Source organism: Chryseobacterium sp. StRB126, from assembly GCF_000829375.1.
Lineage (GTDB): Bacteria > Bacteroidota > Bacteroidia > Flavobacteriales > Weeksellaceae > Chryseobacterium.
In genome coordinates this window covers 340142-359504 of record NZ_AP014624.1, presented here as the reverse complement: position 1 = coordinate 359504, position 19363 = coordinate 340142, and the positions used below count along the sequence as shown (strand labels likewise).

The window sequence follows — 19363 nt, the reverse complement described above, 5'->3', positions numbered from 1 at the left end:
TTAAATTTATAATGAAAAATATCATTAAAGGCCTTAGCCTTGTTTTAGTAGTAAGCACCGTAGGATTTATGAATGGACAGCATAAGAATCATAAAAATGTGAGTGTAACTCCGGAAACCTCTACAGAGTTTATTCCTGCTATAAGATTAATTAATAATCCGGATGGTTCATGTACTTTCGAAAAAGGGAAAATCCCAACTCTTAAACATATGAATACAACTACTTTCTGGATGAGTAATAAGACGGAAGAGTGGGAGAAAAATGCTCATCCAGCTCCAAGAAGGCAGTATGTTATTACCATCAAAGGCAATATCAGATTTAAAGTAACAGATGGTTCTACTTTTATGATTAAGCCGGGGGTGGTACTTCTTGCTGAAGACCTTAAAGGAACGGGACACAGCTGGGATATGGTGAAGAGTAAAGAATGGGAAAGATTGTACATTCCTATTTCAGAAAATGCAGATGACTTTTTTGTGCGTGATGCTCAATAGTCTTTAATATAACTCTTTTTAAAGAATATATAAACTCGTTATGTTTTGAAGCAGCCAACCGGCTGCTTTTTCTTTTAAATAAAATATAAGGTATTTGTTATCCGTTTAATTGAAGAGATAAAATAAAAAATCCCTATGCAAAAAAGCATAAGGATTACAAATTATCTTCATTTCAGAACTAGCTGAACTTTTTGAAAACTAAAGTAGCATTATGGCCTCCAAAACCAAAAGCATTACTCATTGCAAAATTGATTTCTTTTTCCTTAGCTTCACCGAATACAATATTAATATCCTTCGGAATGCTCTCATCAATACTGTGAAGATTGATGGTTGGTGGAATAATACCATTCTGAATTGCCTTAATAGAAAGGATCGCTTCAACTGCTCCGGCAGCACCTAATAAATGCCCAGTCATTGACTTCGTTGCACTGATATCAAGATTTTTGCTTCCTTTAAATGCATTATTGATAGCTTTTAACTCGATAAGATCTCCTAATGGAGTAGAAGTGGCATGTGGATTAATATAATCTATATCTTCCATATTTACACCAGCTTCTTTTACGGCTAATTGCATAGCTTTGATGGCTCCAACACCTTCCGGATGAGGTGCTGTCATGTGATAGGCATCTGCAGTCATGGCTGCCCCTGCTAATTCTGCATAGATTGTTGCTCCTCTCGCTACTGCATGTTCATATTCTTCAAGAACTAATGCACCTGCGCCTTCACCCATTACGAAACCGTCTCTGTCTGCATCATATGGACGGCTGGCTGTAGCAAAGTCATCGTTTCTCGTAGACATAGCTTTCATAATAGAGAAGCCCCCTATTGAAGCAGGAGTAATAGCTGCTTCAGAACCGCCACTGATGATTACTTTCGCTTTTCCAAGACGGATATAGTTGAAAGCATCCATTAAGGCAGTATTTCCTGTAGCACATGCAGAAACTGTTGTATAGTTGATTCCTTGAAGTCCATATTTCATGGAGATCATTCCTGAAGCCATATTGGCAATAAACTTAGGGACAAAGAACGGATTAAAACGTGGGGTTCCATCACCATGTGCAAAATCCATTACTTCCTTTTCAAAAGTCCACATTCCACCCTGTCCTGTTCCCCAGATTACTCCTGAGTCAAAAGGATCCATATTCTCAAGATCTAAACCTGAATCCTGTATTGCTTCTGCTGAAGCGTACATTGCATATTGTGTAAAAAGGTCACTTCTTTTAATTTCGTTGTGGGTAAGATATAGCTTTGGATCAAAACCTTTTACCTCACAGGCAAAGTGTACCTTAAATTTTTCTGAATCGAAATGAGTGATTAATCCCGCTCCGCTAGCTCCGTTAATACTGTTGTGCCAAAATTCTTCGACATTATTTCCCAAGGGTGTCACTGCGCCCAATCCTGTAATGACAACTCTTTTCATATTAGTTAATTATTTAAAACTGATTAGATTTTCATGAGGTAAAGTGTTTTTACCCATGTTTCATTTCACTACTTTTCTTTATCATTCTGTTTTCCGTTTGCAATATTATCATTTTTCTTTCGCTATGAACGAATAAAGGAGTGTATTATTTATAGCATAATGAATATTTTATCGATAAAATAGCTGGAAATTATTTTTCTAAGATCATTGTTACACCTTGCCCACGAGCCGCACAGATAGAAATAAAGCCTTTTCCGCTGCCTTTTTCATTCAGGAGTTTGGCTAAGGTGGCTATCACTCTTCCGCCTGTTGCTGCAAAAGGGTGAGCTGCTGCAAGACTGCCACCTTTTACATTAAGCTTGCTTCGGTCTATTTTTCCAAGGGCTTTTTCCAATCCGAACTGTTGAGCCAGATCATCATTTTCCCAAATCTTAATGGTTGCTAAAACCTGAGCAGCAAAAGCTTCATGAATTTCGTAATAATCAAAATCTTCCAGATTCATTCCTGCTTTTTTCAACATTCTTTCAGCTGCAAAAACAGGAGCTAATAATAAATTCTGTTGGTTTTCTACATATTCTATCCCTGCAAGTTCTGAAAATGTAATGTAGGCCAGAATAGGAAGATTATTGGCTTTTGCCCATTCTTCACTTGCTAATAAAACAGCGGAGGCACCATCTGTAAAGGGGGTTGAATTTCCGGCTGTTAAAGTTCCGTTTTGCTTATCAAAAGCAGGTTTGAGTTGAGAAAGCTTTTCAAGGCTGGTATCACGACGCAGATTATTGTCTTTTTCGAGGCCAAAGGCTGGAGTTATCATATCTTCAAAAAATCCTTCATCATAAGCTTTTGCCATATTTTGATGACTTTTAAAAGCCAGTTCATCCTGATCTTCTCTTGTGATTTTATAATATTTTGCGGTTATTTCAGTATGTTCTCCCATCACAAGACCTGTTTTAGGCTCCTGACCCTTGTATGGAATAGGCATCCAGTCTTTGAGTTTTGGGCTTAATAATTGTTTGAGTTTTCCAAAGGTAGATTTCTCTTTATTAGCCTTTAAAAGAGCTTTTCTTAATCGGGGGGAAGATTCAAAAGGAATATTACTCATAGCTTCTACACCACAGGCAATACCACTTTCTATTTGTCCGAGGGCAATCTTATTCCCAATATAAATTGCAGCTTCAATTCCTGTATCACAAGCCTGTTGAAGATCACAGGCAGGAGTTGCCGGATTCAGGGAGGTATTCATTACGGTTTCTCTGATGAGATTACTCTCAGAAATGTGTTTGATGACGGCACCGCCAGCAACTTCGCCAAGTAATTTACCTTTTAATTGATAGCGATCTATCAATCCATTTAAGGCAACCAGTAAAAGATCTTGGTTCCCTTTTTCGGAATAGGCGGTATTCATTCTGGCAAATGGGATTCTGTTGTATCCTACGATAGCCACTTTTTTTGTTTCCATATTATATAATTTATGATGGAAGAATGGTGAGTTCATGATCGATCATATCTTTGACCTTATCTAGCGCTTGATTCAGGAATCGTTCGTCATCCATTGTTTTGGAAAGTAGGATTCCCCCTTCAATAAGCATAATAAAAAGAGAAGCGTATTCATCAGCATTCACTGAAGTTTTCAATTCTTCATTTTTTTGCCCCTGAACAATTACTGAAGATATTCTTTCTGTCCATAGGGTGAATGATTTCTGAACATGTTGTTTAAGCTCAGGAAAAGAATCATCGGCTTCTGTGGCTGCATTCATTAAAGGGCAGCCTCCATTTGAAAAGACAGTTCGCCAGTTTTTTCTGTAAAATACTACAAAAGCATGCAGTTTATCCGTTGAGGTTGGGTACTGATCTCCAAGCGAATGGCTCATTATCTTACTTAGAAGTCCAGCATTGTATTTATATACTTCAATAGCTACCTGATCCTTATTCTGAAAGTTTCCATAGATACTTCCTTTGGTAAGTCCCGTGGCCTGGGTGATATCTGACAGGGATGTAGCATTATAACCTTTGGTGTTGAACAAAGTGGCTGTTTTCTCAATGATAAATTGTTTTGTCTTTTCTGCCTTTGACATTTTAAATGCTTAATTATAATGCAAATATACAAAAATATACCAAATGGTATATTTTATTTTAAAATTAAGCCTGAATCCTTTTCAGAACTCAGACTTATTGCATGGGTAGGTATGCTTTTTTAAGCTAAAGTTGCATTCAGAGTGATCTCAAAGTTGAATGCTGCACTTACCGGGCATCCTTCTTCTGCGATCTTGGCATATTTCTGAAATTCTTCTTCAGTAATTCCTGGAATCTTTGCAGTAAGAGTGAGCTCAGATTTTGTAATTTTTCCAATGCTTGGATCAAGGGTGATTACCGAAGTCGTAGTTAATTCTTCAGGAGCATAACCGGCTTGGGAAAGTTCAGCGCTTAATTTCATTGTAAAGCATCCGGCATGGGCAGCCGCCAGTAATTCTTCAGGATTGGTTCCCACGCCATCTGCAAAACGGCTGTTGAAAGAATATTGAGTTTGGTTTAAAGTTGTACTTTGAGTAGTGATATGTCCTTTTCCTTCTTTAATGGTACCGTTCCAAACGGCTGTTGCATTACGTCTCATATTATTGGGTTTTGATTAATATTAATTGATGTTGATGTAAAAAATTATTTTCCTGATTAAAAACTGTTCTGTATAAAGATACGAAAAAGCATTGTTTGAAGCATATTAAATTACATAAGCCGGATTTTATTCTGATAGGCATTTCAAAAATGAGATGAAAAAAACAGCAAATCTGTTTTTACATTGATATTATTTTATCAAATTTACAAATAATTGTACTGCGAACAATATCTTAACCCTTTTTCAAAAATGCCTTCATGAACGGACTAGAAAATATTCTTAGAGAAATAACTCCACTATCTCCAGAAGATAGTTTTCTGGTATTTGACAGGATTAAAGAGTCTTTTGATTTTCCTTACCATTATCATCCGGAGATTGAAATTAACTTTGTGTATAAAGGAAAAGGGTATCGCAGGATGATTGGAGATCATACAGGGGAAATTGGAGATCTGGAATTGGTATTGGTTGGTCCTAATTTACCACATTGTTGGGCAAATTATAGATGTAAGTACGAAAAGACTCACGAAATTACCATACAGTTTAATCAGGACTTTTTTAATCAGGCACTGATGCAGAAAAACATCCTGAAACCTATTAATAATCTAATTAAGGATTCGATTAAAGGAATTTTATTTTCTACAGCAACGGCTGAAAAACTAAAAGATTCGTTTCTTAACCTTTCTAAGATGAATAGTTTTGAATCCTTCATAGAAATTATGAAGATTCTCAATGAATTAGCTGTTGCAGAGGATAAGATACTTTTGTCTTCCTACAGCATTGATTCTGAAACTTTTGATGATAATGATAAGATGAAGGTCATCCATGATTTTGTTCATAAGCATTTTGAAAATAAAATAACCCTGGACAATGTAGCTTCATTGGCTAATATGAGTAATGTGACCTTCAACAGATTTATTAAAAAAAGAACGGGGAAAACGTTTATCAATTATCTTAATGAAATCAGAATAAGTTATGCTGCCCGCTGGCTGATGGAAAAGAACCTTACCGTTTTTGAAATTGCTTTTGAAGCCGGGTTTAATAATATTGCTAATTTCAATAAAGTCTTTAAATCTATTAAAAAGACCACTCCAACCGAGTTCAGGGAACAATTTAAAGGAGTGAAAAAGATTGAATAATTTCTTTTCAGATATTTTTTTACTGCTTGAAAGTTTTTCATAAAATTCTTCTCTCATTCTGAATACAGACTAAAGATCTGCGAACGTAGTTCAGAAGTTGGGTGAAGAATCTCTATGTAAAAACCGATGTTCAGCTCTAGTATTGTTCATTTTTATGTTTCAAAATACAACCGATTCCTAGATTGTGTTTTCTTATTTCAATTTTAAAAAAAACAAAATAATTCCTCTTTTTTTAATTCCTGTAATTGTATTTTAATTAATTGATATATAATTGTTTATGTATTGTTAAATTAAAGCACTGAAAAAATAATATCGTTTTATGATAAAATAGTATTATATCGGACTGATTACAAAATTTAGATTTGTTAATGTGAATTAAATCTTAACAAAACTTTAAATAATTTAATACATAAACCGCAAAATATTGCTAAAAAAACAATAAACTTTTTAGTATTAAAATATAAAGTAATGTCATTGATTCTCAATTAAATCTAACTAATCTAAACCTTATGAGAAAAGCAGTTATACCGGTTCTATTTGTTTTTTCCCTTTCTGCCACTGCACAGGAAAAAAAAGCGGCCGACACTACGAAGACAACCGATATTCAGGAGGTCGTAGTTACCTCTTTGGGGATTAAAAAGCAGGCCCGTGCTCTTACTTATTCCAGTCAGCAGATTGGCGGAGATGAGCTGACAGAAGTGAAAACGCCCAATTTTTTAAACTCTATCAGTGGAAAAGTTTCCAATGTACAGATCAATAGAACTAACGGTGTAGGAAGCTCGGTTAGGGTTTTAATGAGAGGGAATAAATCAGCAAGTAGCAGTCAGCCTCTATATGTAATAGATGGTATTCCCATTATTAACAGTGTTGGGAAATCTGCCGAGGCCAGCCAATATTCTACAATGCCAGACGCAGGAGATGTTTTAAGTTCCATCAATCCTGATGACATTGAAAGCATCAACTTCTTAAAAGGAGCTTCGGCTTCTGCTCTTTATGGCTCTATTGGGGGAAATGGCGTTATTCTGATTACCACTAAAAAAGGAAAAGTAGGTAAAAGCTCTATAAGTTATAATACAAGTTTTACAGTAGATCAGGCATATAGTCTTCCCAAGCTGCAGCATAGTTATCTTTCTTATGATCCTGCAGTTTCTGGCCAGGCTCCTGGTGTTTCGAATGAAAGCTGGGGAGCAAAAGGAGCTTCTAAGGATTATTTAAAAGACTTTCTGCAAACAGGTACAACATGGGTTAATAGTCTTTCTTTCCAGTCAGGAACCGAAAAATCAACAAATTATTTCTCAATAGGAAATACTACCAATAAAGGGATTGTTCCTTCTTCTTATTTCGATCAGTACAACATCTCTTTTAGAAATTCCAGTAAATATCTGAATGATAAATTAACGTTGGATGCTAATTTTATTGGTTCTATACAAAACAGTATCAACAGACAGACTCCCGGTGTTTCTTTTTCACCGTTAGTAGGTTTATACTGGTTGCCAAGAGGAGTAGATTTTGATCAATATAATAATAGTAACTACTACTACATAGATAAATCGAGATTATTGCCAGGTCAAAACTGGTGGGCTATAGGACCAGACGGGAAGTTCAATGGAAACCCTGCAACACAAAACCCTTACTGGATATTAAACAGAAATAAAGTTACTGTTAATAACAAAAATACATATAGTGCTTTATCATTGGCATATCAAATCAATCCATGGTTGTCAGCAAGAGTAAGAGGGAACTATAGCTGGAATATTACGGATAGCCAAAGAGGCGTTTCGGCATATTCTGATCCAAATCTTATAACGAGCAATGGAGAAAATGGAAGATTTCTTCAAAATAAATACGAAAACTCTTCTACTTATGGGGATGTTTTATTGGTAGGGAGTCCAAAATTAAGTGAAGACATTTCATTAGATTTTACAGTAGGAGGAAGTATCAATACTTCAAGAAATACAGTTACAGAAATTGATAATGCCTATTTAGCAGCTCCAAATTTGTTTACTGTAAGTAATCTGCAATGGAATGTAAACAGAGGGGTAGGAGATGGCTTTCATAATATAATTTATAGTACTAAAAAACAAATCCAGTCGGTTTTTGCAAGTGCATCTTTGGGGTATAAAAATATGTTCTTTGTGGATATGACTTTTAGAAATGACTGGGATTCCAGTTTGGCTTATACAGGAACCAGTGGATATGATTATGAATCTGTGGGTGCTAATGCTGTATTATCTTCAATTTTTAAACTTCCTGAAGCCATTAGCTTTTGGAAAATAAGAGGTTCCTATGCTACCGTAGGATTAGGATTGCCTCCCAATTTAACAACTGCAACAAATCCATATAATACTGCTTATGGATATATTGTTGATGCCGGTCAGATTATATATCCTAAATATTCACTTGTGACAGATCCAGCTTTCAAGGAATTATTTGTAAAGCCAGAGCTTAATAAAACTTTTGAAGTTGGTACTGAATTAAGATTGTTTAAAAACCGGTTAAGTTTTGATATCACTTATTACAATTCAAATGCAACCAACCAGCTTTTACCTATTACCATTTCTTCTAACTTAGGAGGGTTGCCGTCTGGTTCATACTATGTAAATGCTGGAAAGATACAAAATACAGGTTTTGAAGCTTCTCTATCCTATAAAATATTGGATTCAGAAAAATTAGGTTGGACGGCCAGTTTAAATGGTTCTGCAAACAAAAACAAAATTGTAGAATTATTTCCTGATCGATTAAATGTTAAGGAAGATTTGCTCCTTGCGCTTACTGGTGGTGGAGCTTATACAAAACTTAGAGTTGGCGGGTCTTTCGGAGATATCTATGGTATTAAGTTCCTGAGAGATGGCCAGGGAAGAATTTTAGTAGATGCTCAGGGAAAGCCAATAGCAGATAAACAACAAATTGGTTATTTGGGTAATCCGAACCCTAAGTTTATGTTAGGGTTTAATAACTCTTTTAATATTGGAAAATTGGGGATCTCTTTTCTTATTGATGGGAAGTTCGGAGGTCAGGTTCTGTCTCTTACAGAAAAAGCAAATGATATGCTTGGGGTAAGCCAGAACAGTGCTTCTGCCAGGGATGCGGGTGGAGTATCTATTCCGAATGCGGTATATGCACCAGGAACTCCAAATGCAGGAGGTGCCTATACTGGGTTAACTGATGCCCAAGCTTATTATAAAGCGGTAGGCGCAAATCAGGAAGGAGCAGGAATTGATGAAGCCTATATCTACAGCGCAACCACTGTAAGATTGCGTCAGGCATCTATAGGATATACTTTTGATATTAACTCTAGCTACCTGAGGAATGCAACGGTAAGTATCGTGGGAACAAATCTATTTTTCTTTTATAAAAAAGCACCGTTTGATCCTGAGCAGGTTTCAGGAAACACACCTGGGGGGGTAGGAGTGGATTCTTTTGGTATACCTATTACCAGATCTATTGGATTATCGCTAAAAGCTAACTTCTAAATTACAATACTACAATGAAAATAATTAATATAAAAACCTATATGCTTGGAATGGCAGTGTTTCTCTCTGCCTCCAGTTGTACCGGAGATTTTGAACAGTTTAATCAAGAGAAGGTTGGCGGTCCGGAAAATTTTTATGCAGACTTTAAGGCAATTGTAGATCCTATGAAATCCATGCAAAGAGGTTTTCAAGCAGATTATCAGTTAGCTACCAATCTCAATGCAGATATGTATAGTGGAATGTTTAGTACAGCATCACAGTTTAATGGAGGTACAAATAATCTTACTTATCTAATGATGGATAACTGGAACAATAGGATCATTTCGAAACAGCAGGATACTTTTAATAATTCTATTATCATTGATAACGCTGCAAAAAATAACTATCCAGGGATAGATTTTACTGCAACTTTCGCCGTTAAAAAAATATTGAAAATCCTTACGGCGGCAAGAGTTTCAGACCGCCATGGACCAGTAGTATACAGTAAATATGACACTCCTAATGCAAACGGGGTTACAGATTTCGATTCTCAACAGGACGCCTACAACAATTTTATTAATGATCTTAGCATTGCCATTTCTGATTTGCAAAAAGTACAAAATACTTCAGCAACACAGAATGTAGAAGATAAAAGTGTTGTGAAAAAAGCAGATTTGATCTATGGTGGAGACATCGCCAAGTGGGCAAAATTAGCCAACTCTCTTAAACTGAGATTTGCTTTGCGTATGAGCTATGCTGATCCGGCAAAATCAAAAAAATATGCTGAGGAAGTCTTTGCTTCGTCCGCAGGATTAATCTCTGATAATGCAGACAATGCATTGATAAGTGTTGGTCAGCATGAATTAAGTTTTATTATCTATTCGTGGGGTGACTGTTATATTGGAGCTCCAATAATGGCTTATATGAATGGTTTTAAAGATCCCAGGCTTGCTGCGTACGCTAATCCGGCAACAGATCCGGCAACATTTGTAAATAATAAGCCACAATATATAGGAATACGTCAAGGAATTGATTTAATTAATGGGAAACCAACCTATGGTGGTTATTCCCAACCTGCTGCAAGATCTGCAAGTGGAGATTATTTCTCAAGTAGTGATGGAAAATTCAAATTATTTACTGCTGCTGAAACCTGGTTCCTGAAAGCTGAAGCGGCTCTCAGAGGATATGCGGGAGCAGGTGACATCCAGACTAATTATACAACCGGCGTTCAACAGTCCTTTGGAGAATGGGGGAAAAGTTCTGATGTAGCGGCTTATCTTGCAGATAATGTTTCTACAGAAGCTCCTTATATTGATCCTAAAAATGCAGCCAATAACATCCTTGCCGGAGATTCTCAATTAAGTACGATAACAATTGCTTGGAACAACAGCGATTCTAACGAGAAGAAATTGGAAAGAATCATTACTCAAAAATGGTTGGCCCTTTACCCGGATGGTCCTGAAGCATGGGCTGAACAAAGAAGAACAGGATATCCGGTTTTATTCAAGGTCAGAAAAAATGATAGTGGAGGACTAATTAGCACAGATCAGATGATCAGAAGAATTCCGTTTACAAATGATACAAAAAATTCAACTTTTAATTACTCACAGGCAGTTCAGCAATTAGGCGGCCCGGATAACGGAGCTACCAAGCTATGGTGGGATAAAAAATAATCAAATCACTTCAATAATACAGAGACATCTCATAAAGGATAATCATTCAGGTAGGGGGTGAGCGTAGGATCTCCAAAAAATTTATAGTTTCGTTTTTTAGCCAGAATGAACCTGAGATGTTCTCTTTTTCTTTTGAATTTTATTTTTAAATATGGGAAAAAACAACTCCGGAACCCGTCGGATTCAGCCTATTCTCTGGATATCCACATTATATTTTGCAATGGGTGTGCCCTTTGTAACCATTAATGCAGTTTCAGGAATTATGTATAAAGACATGGGTGTTTCGGATTCACAGATCACTTTTTGGACGGCTCTTATCATGTTTTCATGGACGTTAAAGCCACTCTGGAGCCCTTTTTTGGAAATCTATAAAACCAAAAAATTCTTTGTTGTTACTACCCAGTTTGCCATAGGAATTCTGTTTGCTCTCGTTGCATTAAGTCTGCCTATGCATGATTTTTTCAAATACAGCATTGCTCTTTTTGCATTAGTTGCATTTTGTGGAGCTACCCATGATGTAGTAGCAGACGGAACCTATATTGGTTTTCTTACCAATAAGGAACAGGCCAAATACATTGGTTGGCAGGGAGCATTTTATAACCTTGCCAAAATTATCAGCAGTGGTGCTTTAGTGTATGTGGCCGGAGTTTTAGAAAAAACAAAAGGAGTTACCAATGCCTGGATGATCATTATGATAATCTATGCATTATTATTCTTTGCGTTAGCCATTTATCACTATCTGATTTTGCCTAAAGAAGATAAAGAGGCTCAGAAAGATGAAAAGACCGCAGGAAATGTCCGTAAAGAATTGTTGGAAGTCATTACCTCTTTCTTTACCAAAAAGAAAATACTGTGGTGTATCCTGTTCATTATTTTGTATCGCTTTGCAGAGGGATTCGCCATAAAAATTGCGCCTTTATTTTTTAAAGCACCAAGAACTTCAGGAGGGCTAGGATTATCAACTTCAGATATCGGGCTTATCTATGGAACGTATGGTTCTGCAGCGTTTATTCTGGGTTCTGTTTTAGCTGGATATTTTATTTCAGCCCGTGGATTGAAGAAATCTTTGATATGGCTTTGCTGTGCATTCAATATTCCATTTGTGGTATATGCATTACTGGCTTATTATCAGCCGGTGGATCTTTTACCCGTAGGAATTGCTGTTGTAGTAGAATATTTCGGTTACGGATTCGGTTTTGTGGGGTTAATGCTTTATATGATGCAGCAGATTGCTCCCGGAAAACATAAAACAGCCCATTATGCCTTTGCAACAGGAATTATGAACCTTGGAGTAATGATTCCGGGGATGTTCAGTGGGATGATTAGTGACTGGATCGGATATAAAATGTTCTTTATCTGGGTGCTGATTGCTACAATTCCTGCGTTTCTTGTCACCCTGTTTGTACCTTTCCCTTATTCAGAAAATCAAAAGGAAGAACCTATCAATTAATAAACAAATTTTAAATAAAAAGTAAAAATACTTTATGACAGCTCAATCAGTAATGATCCCTTGGCAGGATCGCCCGGAAGATTGTAATGATATCATGTGGAGGTTTTCCGAAAACCCGATCATTAACAGATATGCAATACCTACCTCCAACAGTGTATTCAACAGCGCCGTAATTCCATTCGAAGACGGATTTGCCGGAGTGTTCCGTTGCGACAATAAAGCGGTGCAGATGAACATTTTTGCAGGGTTCAGTAAAGACGGAATCAATTGGGAAATCAATCACGATCCTATTGAAATGCAGGCAGGAAATACCGATATGATTGAATCCGATTACAAATATGATCCCCGAGTTACCTTTATCGAAGACCGGTATTGGATCACATGGTGTAATGGATATAACGGACCTACCATTGGAATTGGGTATACTTTTGATTTTAAAGAATTTTTCCAATGCGAAAATGCATTCCTGCCTTTTAACAGAAATGGGGTTTTGTTTCCAGAAAAGATCAATGGTAAATATGCCATGTTGAGCCGTCCGAGTGATAACGGGCATACCCCTTTCGGAGATATTTATATCAGTTACAGTCCTGATATGAAATATTGGGGAGAACACCGTTGTGTAATGAAAGTAACGCCTTTCGAGGACAGTGCATGGCAGTGTACAAAGATCGGTGGCGGGCCGGTTCCTATCAGAACAGAAGAAGGGTGGCTGCTTTTCTATCATGGAGTAATCAATACCTGTAGAGGTTTCAGATACTCAATGGGAGCAGCTTTGCTTGATCTTGAGGATCCTACGAAAGTATTGTACAGAACAAAACCTTATTTATTAGCTCCGGCAGAGTTGTATGAACTTACAGGCGATGTGCCTAACGTGGTTTTCCCTTGTGCAGCATTAACAGAAGGCGATAAAGTGACCGTATATTATGGAGCTGCTGATACTGTAGTAGCTATTGCTTTCGGATATATTTCAGAAATTATCGATTTTATGAAAAAGAATTCAATATAAGTGAATGATGTAAGTTTTAAAGGCATGTAAATTCGTTTATTTTTCCCATTTTTGGGAAGTTTATAATGGTTTTCATAATTTTAAACCACCTTTTAAATTTTAAAAAATCCCTGATACCTCTTATCATGAAAAAAGAATTGTTGATCTGCTTTTTTACCTCTCTGATTTCCATAACCAACGCCCAGCAAAATAAAAATGACATTTTATCCTGGGTAGACCCATTCATTGGAACAGGAGGGCACGGGCATACATTTCCGGGGGCCACTACACCCTTCGGGATGATTCAGCTGAGTCCGGATCAGAATACCAAAAGTGGAGACTGGGACTGGTGTTCCGGATATCATTACAGCAGCAAAACGATCATGGGATTCAGTCATAATCACCTTAGCGGAACTGGTTGGGCAGATCTTGGAGATATTCTGGTGATGCCAACGGTAGGGCAGGTAAAAATGGTTCCGGGGTCAGAAGATAAGCCTGAAACAGGATACCGCTCAGCATTCACTCATGATAAAGAAACTGCAGCACCGGGATATTATTCCGTAATGCTGGACAGCTATGGAGTTAAAGCAGAACTTACAGCTTCTCCAAGAGTAGGATTTCACAAATATACCTTTCCGAAGACTGATGAAGCTAATATCATTATTGATCCTACGAATAAGATCTTCGGAAATATTTATCACACATTGGTAAGTATTGAAGGCAATAACAAGATTAAAGGATATTGTTATAGCAACGGCTGGGGCGGAAAGAGATTTGCTTATTTTGTGATGGAGTTTTCCAAACCATTTAAATCTTATGGAGTGTATGCTGAAGGAAAAATAAAAGATAACGAAAAAATTGCGTTGGCTAAAGATGCAAAAGCATTTGTAAGATTCGCTACGGAAGATCAGGAAAGTATTGAAGTGAAAGTATCTCTATCTCCGGTAAGCACGGAAAATGCTCAGGAAAACTTTGATGCGGAAGCAAAAAACGTGGATTTTGCAAAAGCGAAAGAAACCGCACAAAAGACATGGCGCGACCTTATTGGAAGATTTCAGGTAACCGGAGGTACAGATAATCAGAGAAAGATATTCTACACAGGAGTATATCACACATTTATCGCTCCGAACCTTTATATGGACGTGAACGGAGATTATGTAGCTGCTCAGGAAAATATGAATACAAAATGGTTTACGAATTACAGTACATATTCATACTGGGACGGATTCCGAGCAACTCACCCATTGCTGACCATTATGGATCAGAAACATACAAAAGAATTTGCCAACTCTCTCATCAGCAGATATACAGATCGTAAGGATCACATGCCAATTTGGGAACTATGCGGATATGATAACTTCTGTATGTTGGGCTATCACAGTGCATCCGTAATTTGGGATGCTATTTCAAAAGGAGTACCTGGTATTGACCCTGAAAAAGCATTTGCAGCTATGAAAGATGCTTCTCTTACTGATAAAATGAGCAGCAGCGATGGTGGTGGCGGCCTTAATGATTATATTAAACTTGGGTATACTCCTTCAGAAAACGGAGCCTCTGTTTCGGCAACCTTAGAATATTCTTATGACGATTGGTGTATCCAACAGTTGGCAGAAAAACTAGGAAAGAAAAATGAAGCAGAAGTGTACAAAAAACGTTCAATGAACTTTCTGAATACTTTCAATAAAGAAAATAATCACTTTTGGCCAAGACAGAAAGATGGCAAATTCTTAACAGACTTTACTCTTAATGACTGGAAGAAACTTCAGCCACACTGGGTTTCCGGAAATATCTGGGCATATGATTTCTTTGTTCCCCATCAGATTGATGAAATGATGAATCTGTACGGTGGGAAGAAAGGATTTGAAGAAAAACTGGATAAAACATTTACTGAAAATCTTAAAATGGAGGGAGAGCAGCATGTTGACATTTCGGGATTCATCGGATCTTTAGGATTTGGAGACGAGCCGGGACATCATGTTCCTTATCTGTATAATTATGCAGGAAGCCCTTACAAAACACAGAAAATGGTAAAATACATCCGTGATAATATGTATGCTGCCAAACCTGATGGAATTGTGAATAACGAAGACTGCGGACAAATGTCAGCATGGTATATTTTCTCTTCATTAGGATTCTATCCTGTAACTCCGGGAAAACCGGTGTATGCCATTGGAGCTCCTCAATTCCCGAAAGCTTCATTGCAGCTGGAAAATGGGAAAACATTCACGGTAGTTGCAGATAAAATTTCAGATAAAAATATCTATGTACAGAAAATGTTCCTGAACGGAAAAGAGTACAAGAGCTGGGAACTGAACCACAGTGATATCATGAACGGTGGTGAGCTGAGATTTGTAATGGGAAGCAAACCTGTAAAATAAAGATTTATAAAAAATAAACGAAATAAAAGTATCAATGGAAAGGAGAGATTTTATTAAAACAAGTGCATTGGCAGGAGCCGGATTGCTGTTTACTCAGAATGTTTTTGCAAAAACCCTTACTACGGAAGGTTTTCCTGTGGTTCGTGTTCCTAAAGATAAAAGACATTTTACCAGTGAATCCGTAGAAAATGCTATTGCAGCCTTTAAAAAGAAAGTAAACAATAAGGAGCTAAGCTGGCTTTTTGAAAACTGCTTTCCGAATACATTAGATACTACTGTTTTCTACAATGAAACCAATGGTACACCGGATACTTATGTGATTACAGGAGATATTGATGCGATGTGGCTTCGTGACAGTTCTGCGCAGGTTTTCCCTTATCTGCAGTTCTCGAAGAAAGACGAGAAGCTTCACAAATTGATTTCCGGAGTGATCCATAAGCAAACAACTTTCATCCTTAAAGATCCTTATGCGAATGCGTTCTATAACGATGATAAAAAGATCAGCAAATGGAAAGAATATGACCATACTGATATGAAACCGGGAACTCATGAAAGAAAATGGGAAATCGACTCTCTGTGTTATCCTATCCGTTTGGCATATCACTTCTGGAAAACAACAGGAGATACAAAACCTTTCGATGCTAGCTGGCTGCAGGGAATTAAACTTACTTTGCAGACTTTCATTGAGCAGCAAAGGAAAAAAGATTTAGGACCATACAAATTTGAGCGTACAACATCCTGGGCTACTGACGGAGTTCCTATGGGCGGATATGGCTATCCAACAAAGCCGGTAGGTCTTATCAGCTCTATGTTCCGTCCAAGTGATGATGCTACGATCTATGGATTTTTAATTCCATCCAACTTATTTGCCGTAGTAAGTTTGCGCCAGGCAGCAGAAATGGTGTCTCAGATTAAAAATGAAAAGACTCTGGCTCAACAGCTGAACAACCTTGCTGATGAGGTAGATGCAGCCATTAAAAAATACGGAATTTACAATCATCCTGAATTTGGGAAAATATATGCTTTTGAAGTCAATGGCTTTGGAAGTTATAACCTGATGGATGATGCGAACTGCCCAAGTTTGCTGGGATTACCTTATCTGGATGCGGTGAAAACAGACGACCCTGTTTATCAGAATACGAGAAAATTCGTGTGGTCGGAAAATAACCCGTTCTTTTTCAAAGGAAAGCTGGCAGAAGGGATAGGAGGTCCACATATTGGACTGGATATGATCTGGCCAATGAGTATCATTATGAAAGCGCTCACTACAAAAGATAAAAGTGAGATCAGATGGTGTATAGATACCTTACAGAAAACGCACGGCGGGACAGGCTTTATGCATGAGTCCTTCCATAAAGACAATGACAAAAAATTCACCAGAGAATGGTTTGCATGGGCCAATACTTTATTTGGAGAATTGCTATGGAAAACCTTTAACGAAAATCCTGAGCTACTGAGCTAACCCATTCATGTATATGGCTTATTTACTTAAGATACTTTCCTAAAAAAGAAAGGATCAGGGGAATGCTATATCAGATTCACACACCAAAACACCTTAAAAAAATTATACAATGAAAAAAAAATCAATTCTTACTGCACTGATGGCCATGGCGCTTCAGTCTGGCGCTTTTCTTAACGCACAACAGCTTAATCCTAAAGGAATATGCTATGTGGAAGTGAACAACAACAACATCCTGAATGCAGGAGCGTACAAACTGCAAACATCCAACAGTTACCTGTTTAATGTGGTAAATATTTTCGCGGCTAATATTAATTACGATACCAGTCGCGGAAGAGCTTATCTGTATTCTAACAATAATGTCACCAAGGTTCTCACCAATGCAGATACTTACATAAAACCACTGCAGCAAAAAGGAATGAAAGTGGTGTTAACCATTCTTGGAAACCACCAAGGGGCCGGGATCTGTAATTTTCCTACCCGTGAGGCAGCTAAGGACTTTGCATTACAGTTGGCGAACACAGTAAATACGTATGGTCTGGATGGAATTGATTTTGATGATGAATATTCGGACTATGGAAATAACGGAACAGGACAGCCTAATGACAGCTCCTTCGTCATGCTTGTTCAAGAATTAAGGGCGTTACTTCCAGATAAAATCATCTCATTCTATTATTATGGAGATGCTGCTTCAAGGCTTTCCTGGAACGGTACCAGAGTAGGAGATCATATCAACTACAGCTGGAATGCCATGTACGGAACATTCTCTGCACCTAATGTTCCTCCCCTTACTAAAGCTCAGATTTCTCCTGCGGCAGTCTGGTTGGGAAATACATCTAATTCTACCACAACAAGTTTGGCTACTCAAACGAAAAACGGAGGTTATGGATTATATCTTTGGTATGACCTTAAAGGAACCAATCAGACATCACAGCTTACAGCAGGGACCCAAACATTATATGGGGAAGCAACCGTGCTAAGCGGTACTTTACAATCATGGACACAAGGGACCAATTGTGATGCTCCTATCGGATTATACACCAGCAATCTTACCGGAACAAGTGCAAAACTAAACTGGTCTACCGTAGGAACCAATACTTATGATATTGATTATAAACCAGCCTCTTCAACAACTTGGACGAGTGTTGCCACAGCTGTTAACACTAATTCATTAACAGTTTCAGGATTAACTGCTAATACCGAATACGACTGGAGAATCAGAACAAACTGCAGTGTAAAAAGTGCATATATGTTCGCTCCAAGATTCAATAGTGGATCGGGAACAACAACGCCTACAGGTTCTTATGCTCTTTCTTTGGACGGAAGCACTGAATCTGGAGCTGCCGGAAATATGAATTTAAACAGTTCAGCATTATCTTTTGAGGGCTGGATCAAACCTTCATCCTTCAAAGCTGCTTCTCCATACATTTCATCCATTATGGGAACAGAAGCAGGTGATGCTAATTCAGCGCTATTAAGACTTGGAGATGCCGGTCTTGCCAATAATAAGCTTCAGTTTGTATTAAGCATTAATAATGTACAGCAAAAACTGGCTTCTGCTACAGCTTTGAATGCCAATACTTGGTATCATGTGGCAGCAACTTATGATGGAAGTTCTATGAAACTTTACATCAATGGGGTGTTGGATGCCAGCAAAGCACAAACCGGAAACGTAAGTTCTAATGGAGCATTCAATGTAGGATATTTATATAATACTTCCAGAAACTTCAATGGTAAAATTGATGAGGTCAGAGTTTGGAAACGGGCATTAAGCCAAACGGAGATCAGTCAGAATATGTGTAACGTGTCTGTTCCGGCTACTTCTCTTGCAGCCTATTGGAAATTCAATGAAGGAAGCGGTTCTACTGTTCAGGATAGCTCTGGAAATGGGGTTAGTTTAAGTTTAACAGGAGTGGATGCCTCCAATTGGGGAACAGATTTACCATGTGCAACCGGAACTTCAATAGTAGCAAAAACGATAGCCACCCAGAGAGGAATAAGTTCAGGAGAAATTCAGACTAAGAATCAGATCAAACTATATCCGAATCCTGTCAGTAAGTCTTCTTCATTTACAGTCTCTGTTCCTGATGAATACAATAAAGGAAAATTGACCATCTATGATTTTAACGGAAGAGTTGTAGGGACAAAATCGTTGAATGCCGGAGATAATCATTATGAATCTTCAGGATTTTCAACCGGAAATTACATCCTCCAGTTTGAATCCCTAAATGGAAGTAAAAAGCAGACAGAAAAACTAATAGTAAAATAATAAATCAGTCATTGGGCTTAGGCCCAATGGCTTTTCCTA

General features: G+C 37.6%; 13 protein-coding genes. 9 read left to right on the top strand and 4 right to left on the bottom strand.

The annotated features are described in order from the left end of the window. Positions 1 to 11: 11 nt before the first annotated feature. A complete protein-coding gene (locus CHSO_RS01620) occupies positions 12 to 491 on the top strand; it encodes a hypothetical protein (protein WP_232509135.1) in 480 nt (159 codons plus the stop codon). Between the two features lie 178 nt (positions 492 to 669). On the opposite strand, the gene fabF is transcribed toward CHSO_RS01620, so the two are convergent. The 4 genes from fabF to CHSO_RS01600 all read right to left on the bottom strand — a co-directional run bounded on the left by fabF (position 670) and on the right by CHSO_RS01600 (position 4522). Beyond that, a complete protein-coding gene (fabF, locus tag CHSO_RS01615; protein ID WP_045491641.1) occupies positions 670 to 1911 on the bottom strand; it encodes a beta-ketoacyl-ACP synthase II in 1242 nt (413 codons plus the stop codon). 190 nt (positions 1912 to 2101) lie between these two features. Then, entirely contained in the window at positions 2102 to 3370 is a 1269-nt protein-coding gene (locus CHSO_RS01610; protein ID WP_045491639.1) for an acetyl-CoA C-acetyltransferase, read from the bottom strand. 10 nt (positions 3371 to 3380) lie between these two features. Beyond that, entirely contained in the window at positions 3381 to 3986 is a 606-nt protein-coding gene (locus CHSO_RS01605; protein ID WP_045491637.1) for a TetR/AcrR family transcriptional regulator, read from the bottom strand. A 119-nt stretch (positions 3987 to 4105) separates the two neighbouring features. Then, the gene (locus CHSO_RS01600) at positions 4106 to 4522 is read right to left on the bottom strand and encodes an OsmC family protein (protein WP_045491635.1); all 417 of its coding nucleotides are present in this window, start codon (positions 4520 to 4522) and stop codon (positions 4106 to 4108) included. A 257-nt stretch (positions 4523 to 4779) separates the two neighbouring features. Between CHSO_RS01600 and CHSO_RS01595 the strand changes: the two genes are divergently transcribed. The 8 genes from CHSO_RS01595 (at position 4780) to CHSO_RS25280 (ending at position 19324) form a co-directional block, all read left to right on the top strand. Beyond that, positions 4780 to 5658: an AraC family transcriptional regulator gene (locus CHSO_RS01595; protein ID WP_045491632.1), complete on the top strand. Its 879-nt coding sequence runs from the start codon at positions 4780 to 4782 to the stop codon at positions 5656 to 5658. Between the two features lie 509 nt (positions 5659 to 6167). Continuing rightward, a complete protein-coding gene (locus CHSO_RS01590) occupies positions 6168 to 9131 on the top strand; it encodes a SusC/RagA family TonB-linked outer membrane protein (RefSeq protein ID WP_084220912.1) in 2964 nt (987 codons plus the stop codon). A gap of 14 nt (positions 9132 to 9145) precedes the next feature. Next, positions 9146 to 10783 carry a SusD/RagB family nutrient-binding outer membrane lipoprotein gene (locus CHSO_RS01585; RefSeq protein ID WP_045491630.1) on the top strand — a complete coding sequence of 546 codons (1638 nt, stop codon included), beginning with the start codon at positions 9146 to 9148 and terminating at the stop codon, positions 10781 to 10783. A 151-nt stretch (positions 10784 to 10934) separates the two neighbouring features. Continuing rightward, positions 10935 to 12233, top strand: a complete 1299-nt coding sequence (locus CHSO_RS01580) for an MFS transporter (RefSeq protein WP_045491628.1) — start codon at positions 10935 to 10937, stop codon at positions 12231 to 12233. Positions 12234 to 12267: 34 nt separating this feature from the next. Continuing rightward, positions 12268 to 13239 (top strand): glycoside hydrolase family 130 protein, encoded by a 972-nt coding sequence (locus CHSO_RS01575; protein WP_045491626.1) that lies wholly within the window; start codon positions 12268 to 12270, stop codon positions 13237 to 13239. A 125-nt stretch (positions 13240 to 13364) separates the two neighbouring features. Then, positions 13365 to 15596, top strand: coding sequence for a GH92 family glycosyl hydrolase (locus tag CHSO_RS01570; protein ID WP_045501682.1), 2232 nt, complete (start codon positions 13365 to 13367; stop codon positions 15594 to 15596). Between the two features lie 34 nt (positions 15597 to 15630). Next, the gene (locus tag CHSO_RS01565) at positions 15631 to 17058 is read left to right on the top strand and encodes a glycoside hydrolase family 125 protein (RefSeq protein ID WP_045491624.1); all 1428 of its coding nucleotides are present in this window, start codon (positions 15631 to 15633) and stop codon (positions 17056 to 17058) included. Between the two features lie 109 nt (positions 17059 to 17167). Further along, positions 17168 to 19324 carry an endo-beta-N-acetylglucosaminidase H gene (locus CHSO_RS25280; RefSeq protein ID WP_084220911.1) on the top strand — a complete coding sequence of 719 codons (2157 nt, stop codon included), beginning with the start codon at positions 17168 to 17170 and terminating at the stop codon, positions 19322 to 19324. Positions 19325 to 19363 lie beyond the last annotated feature (39 nt).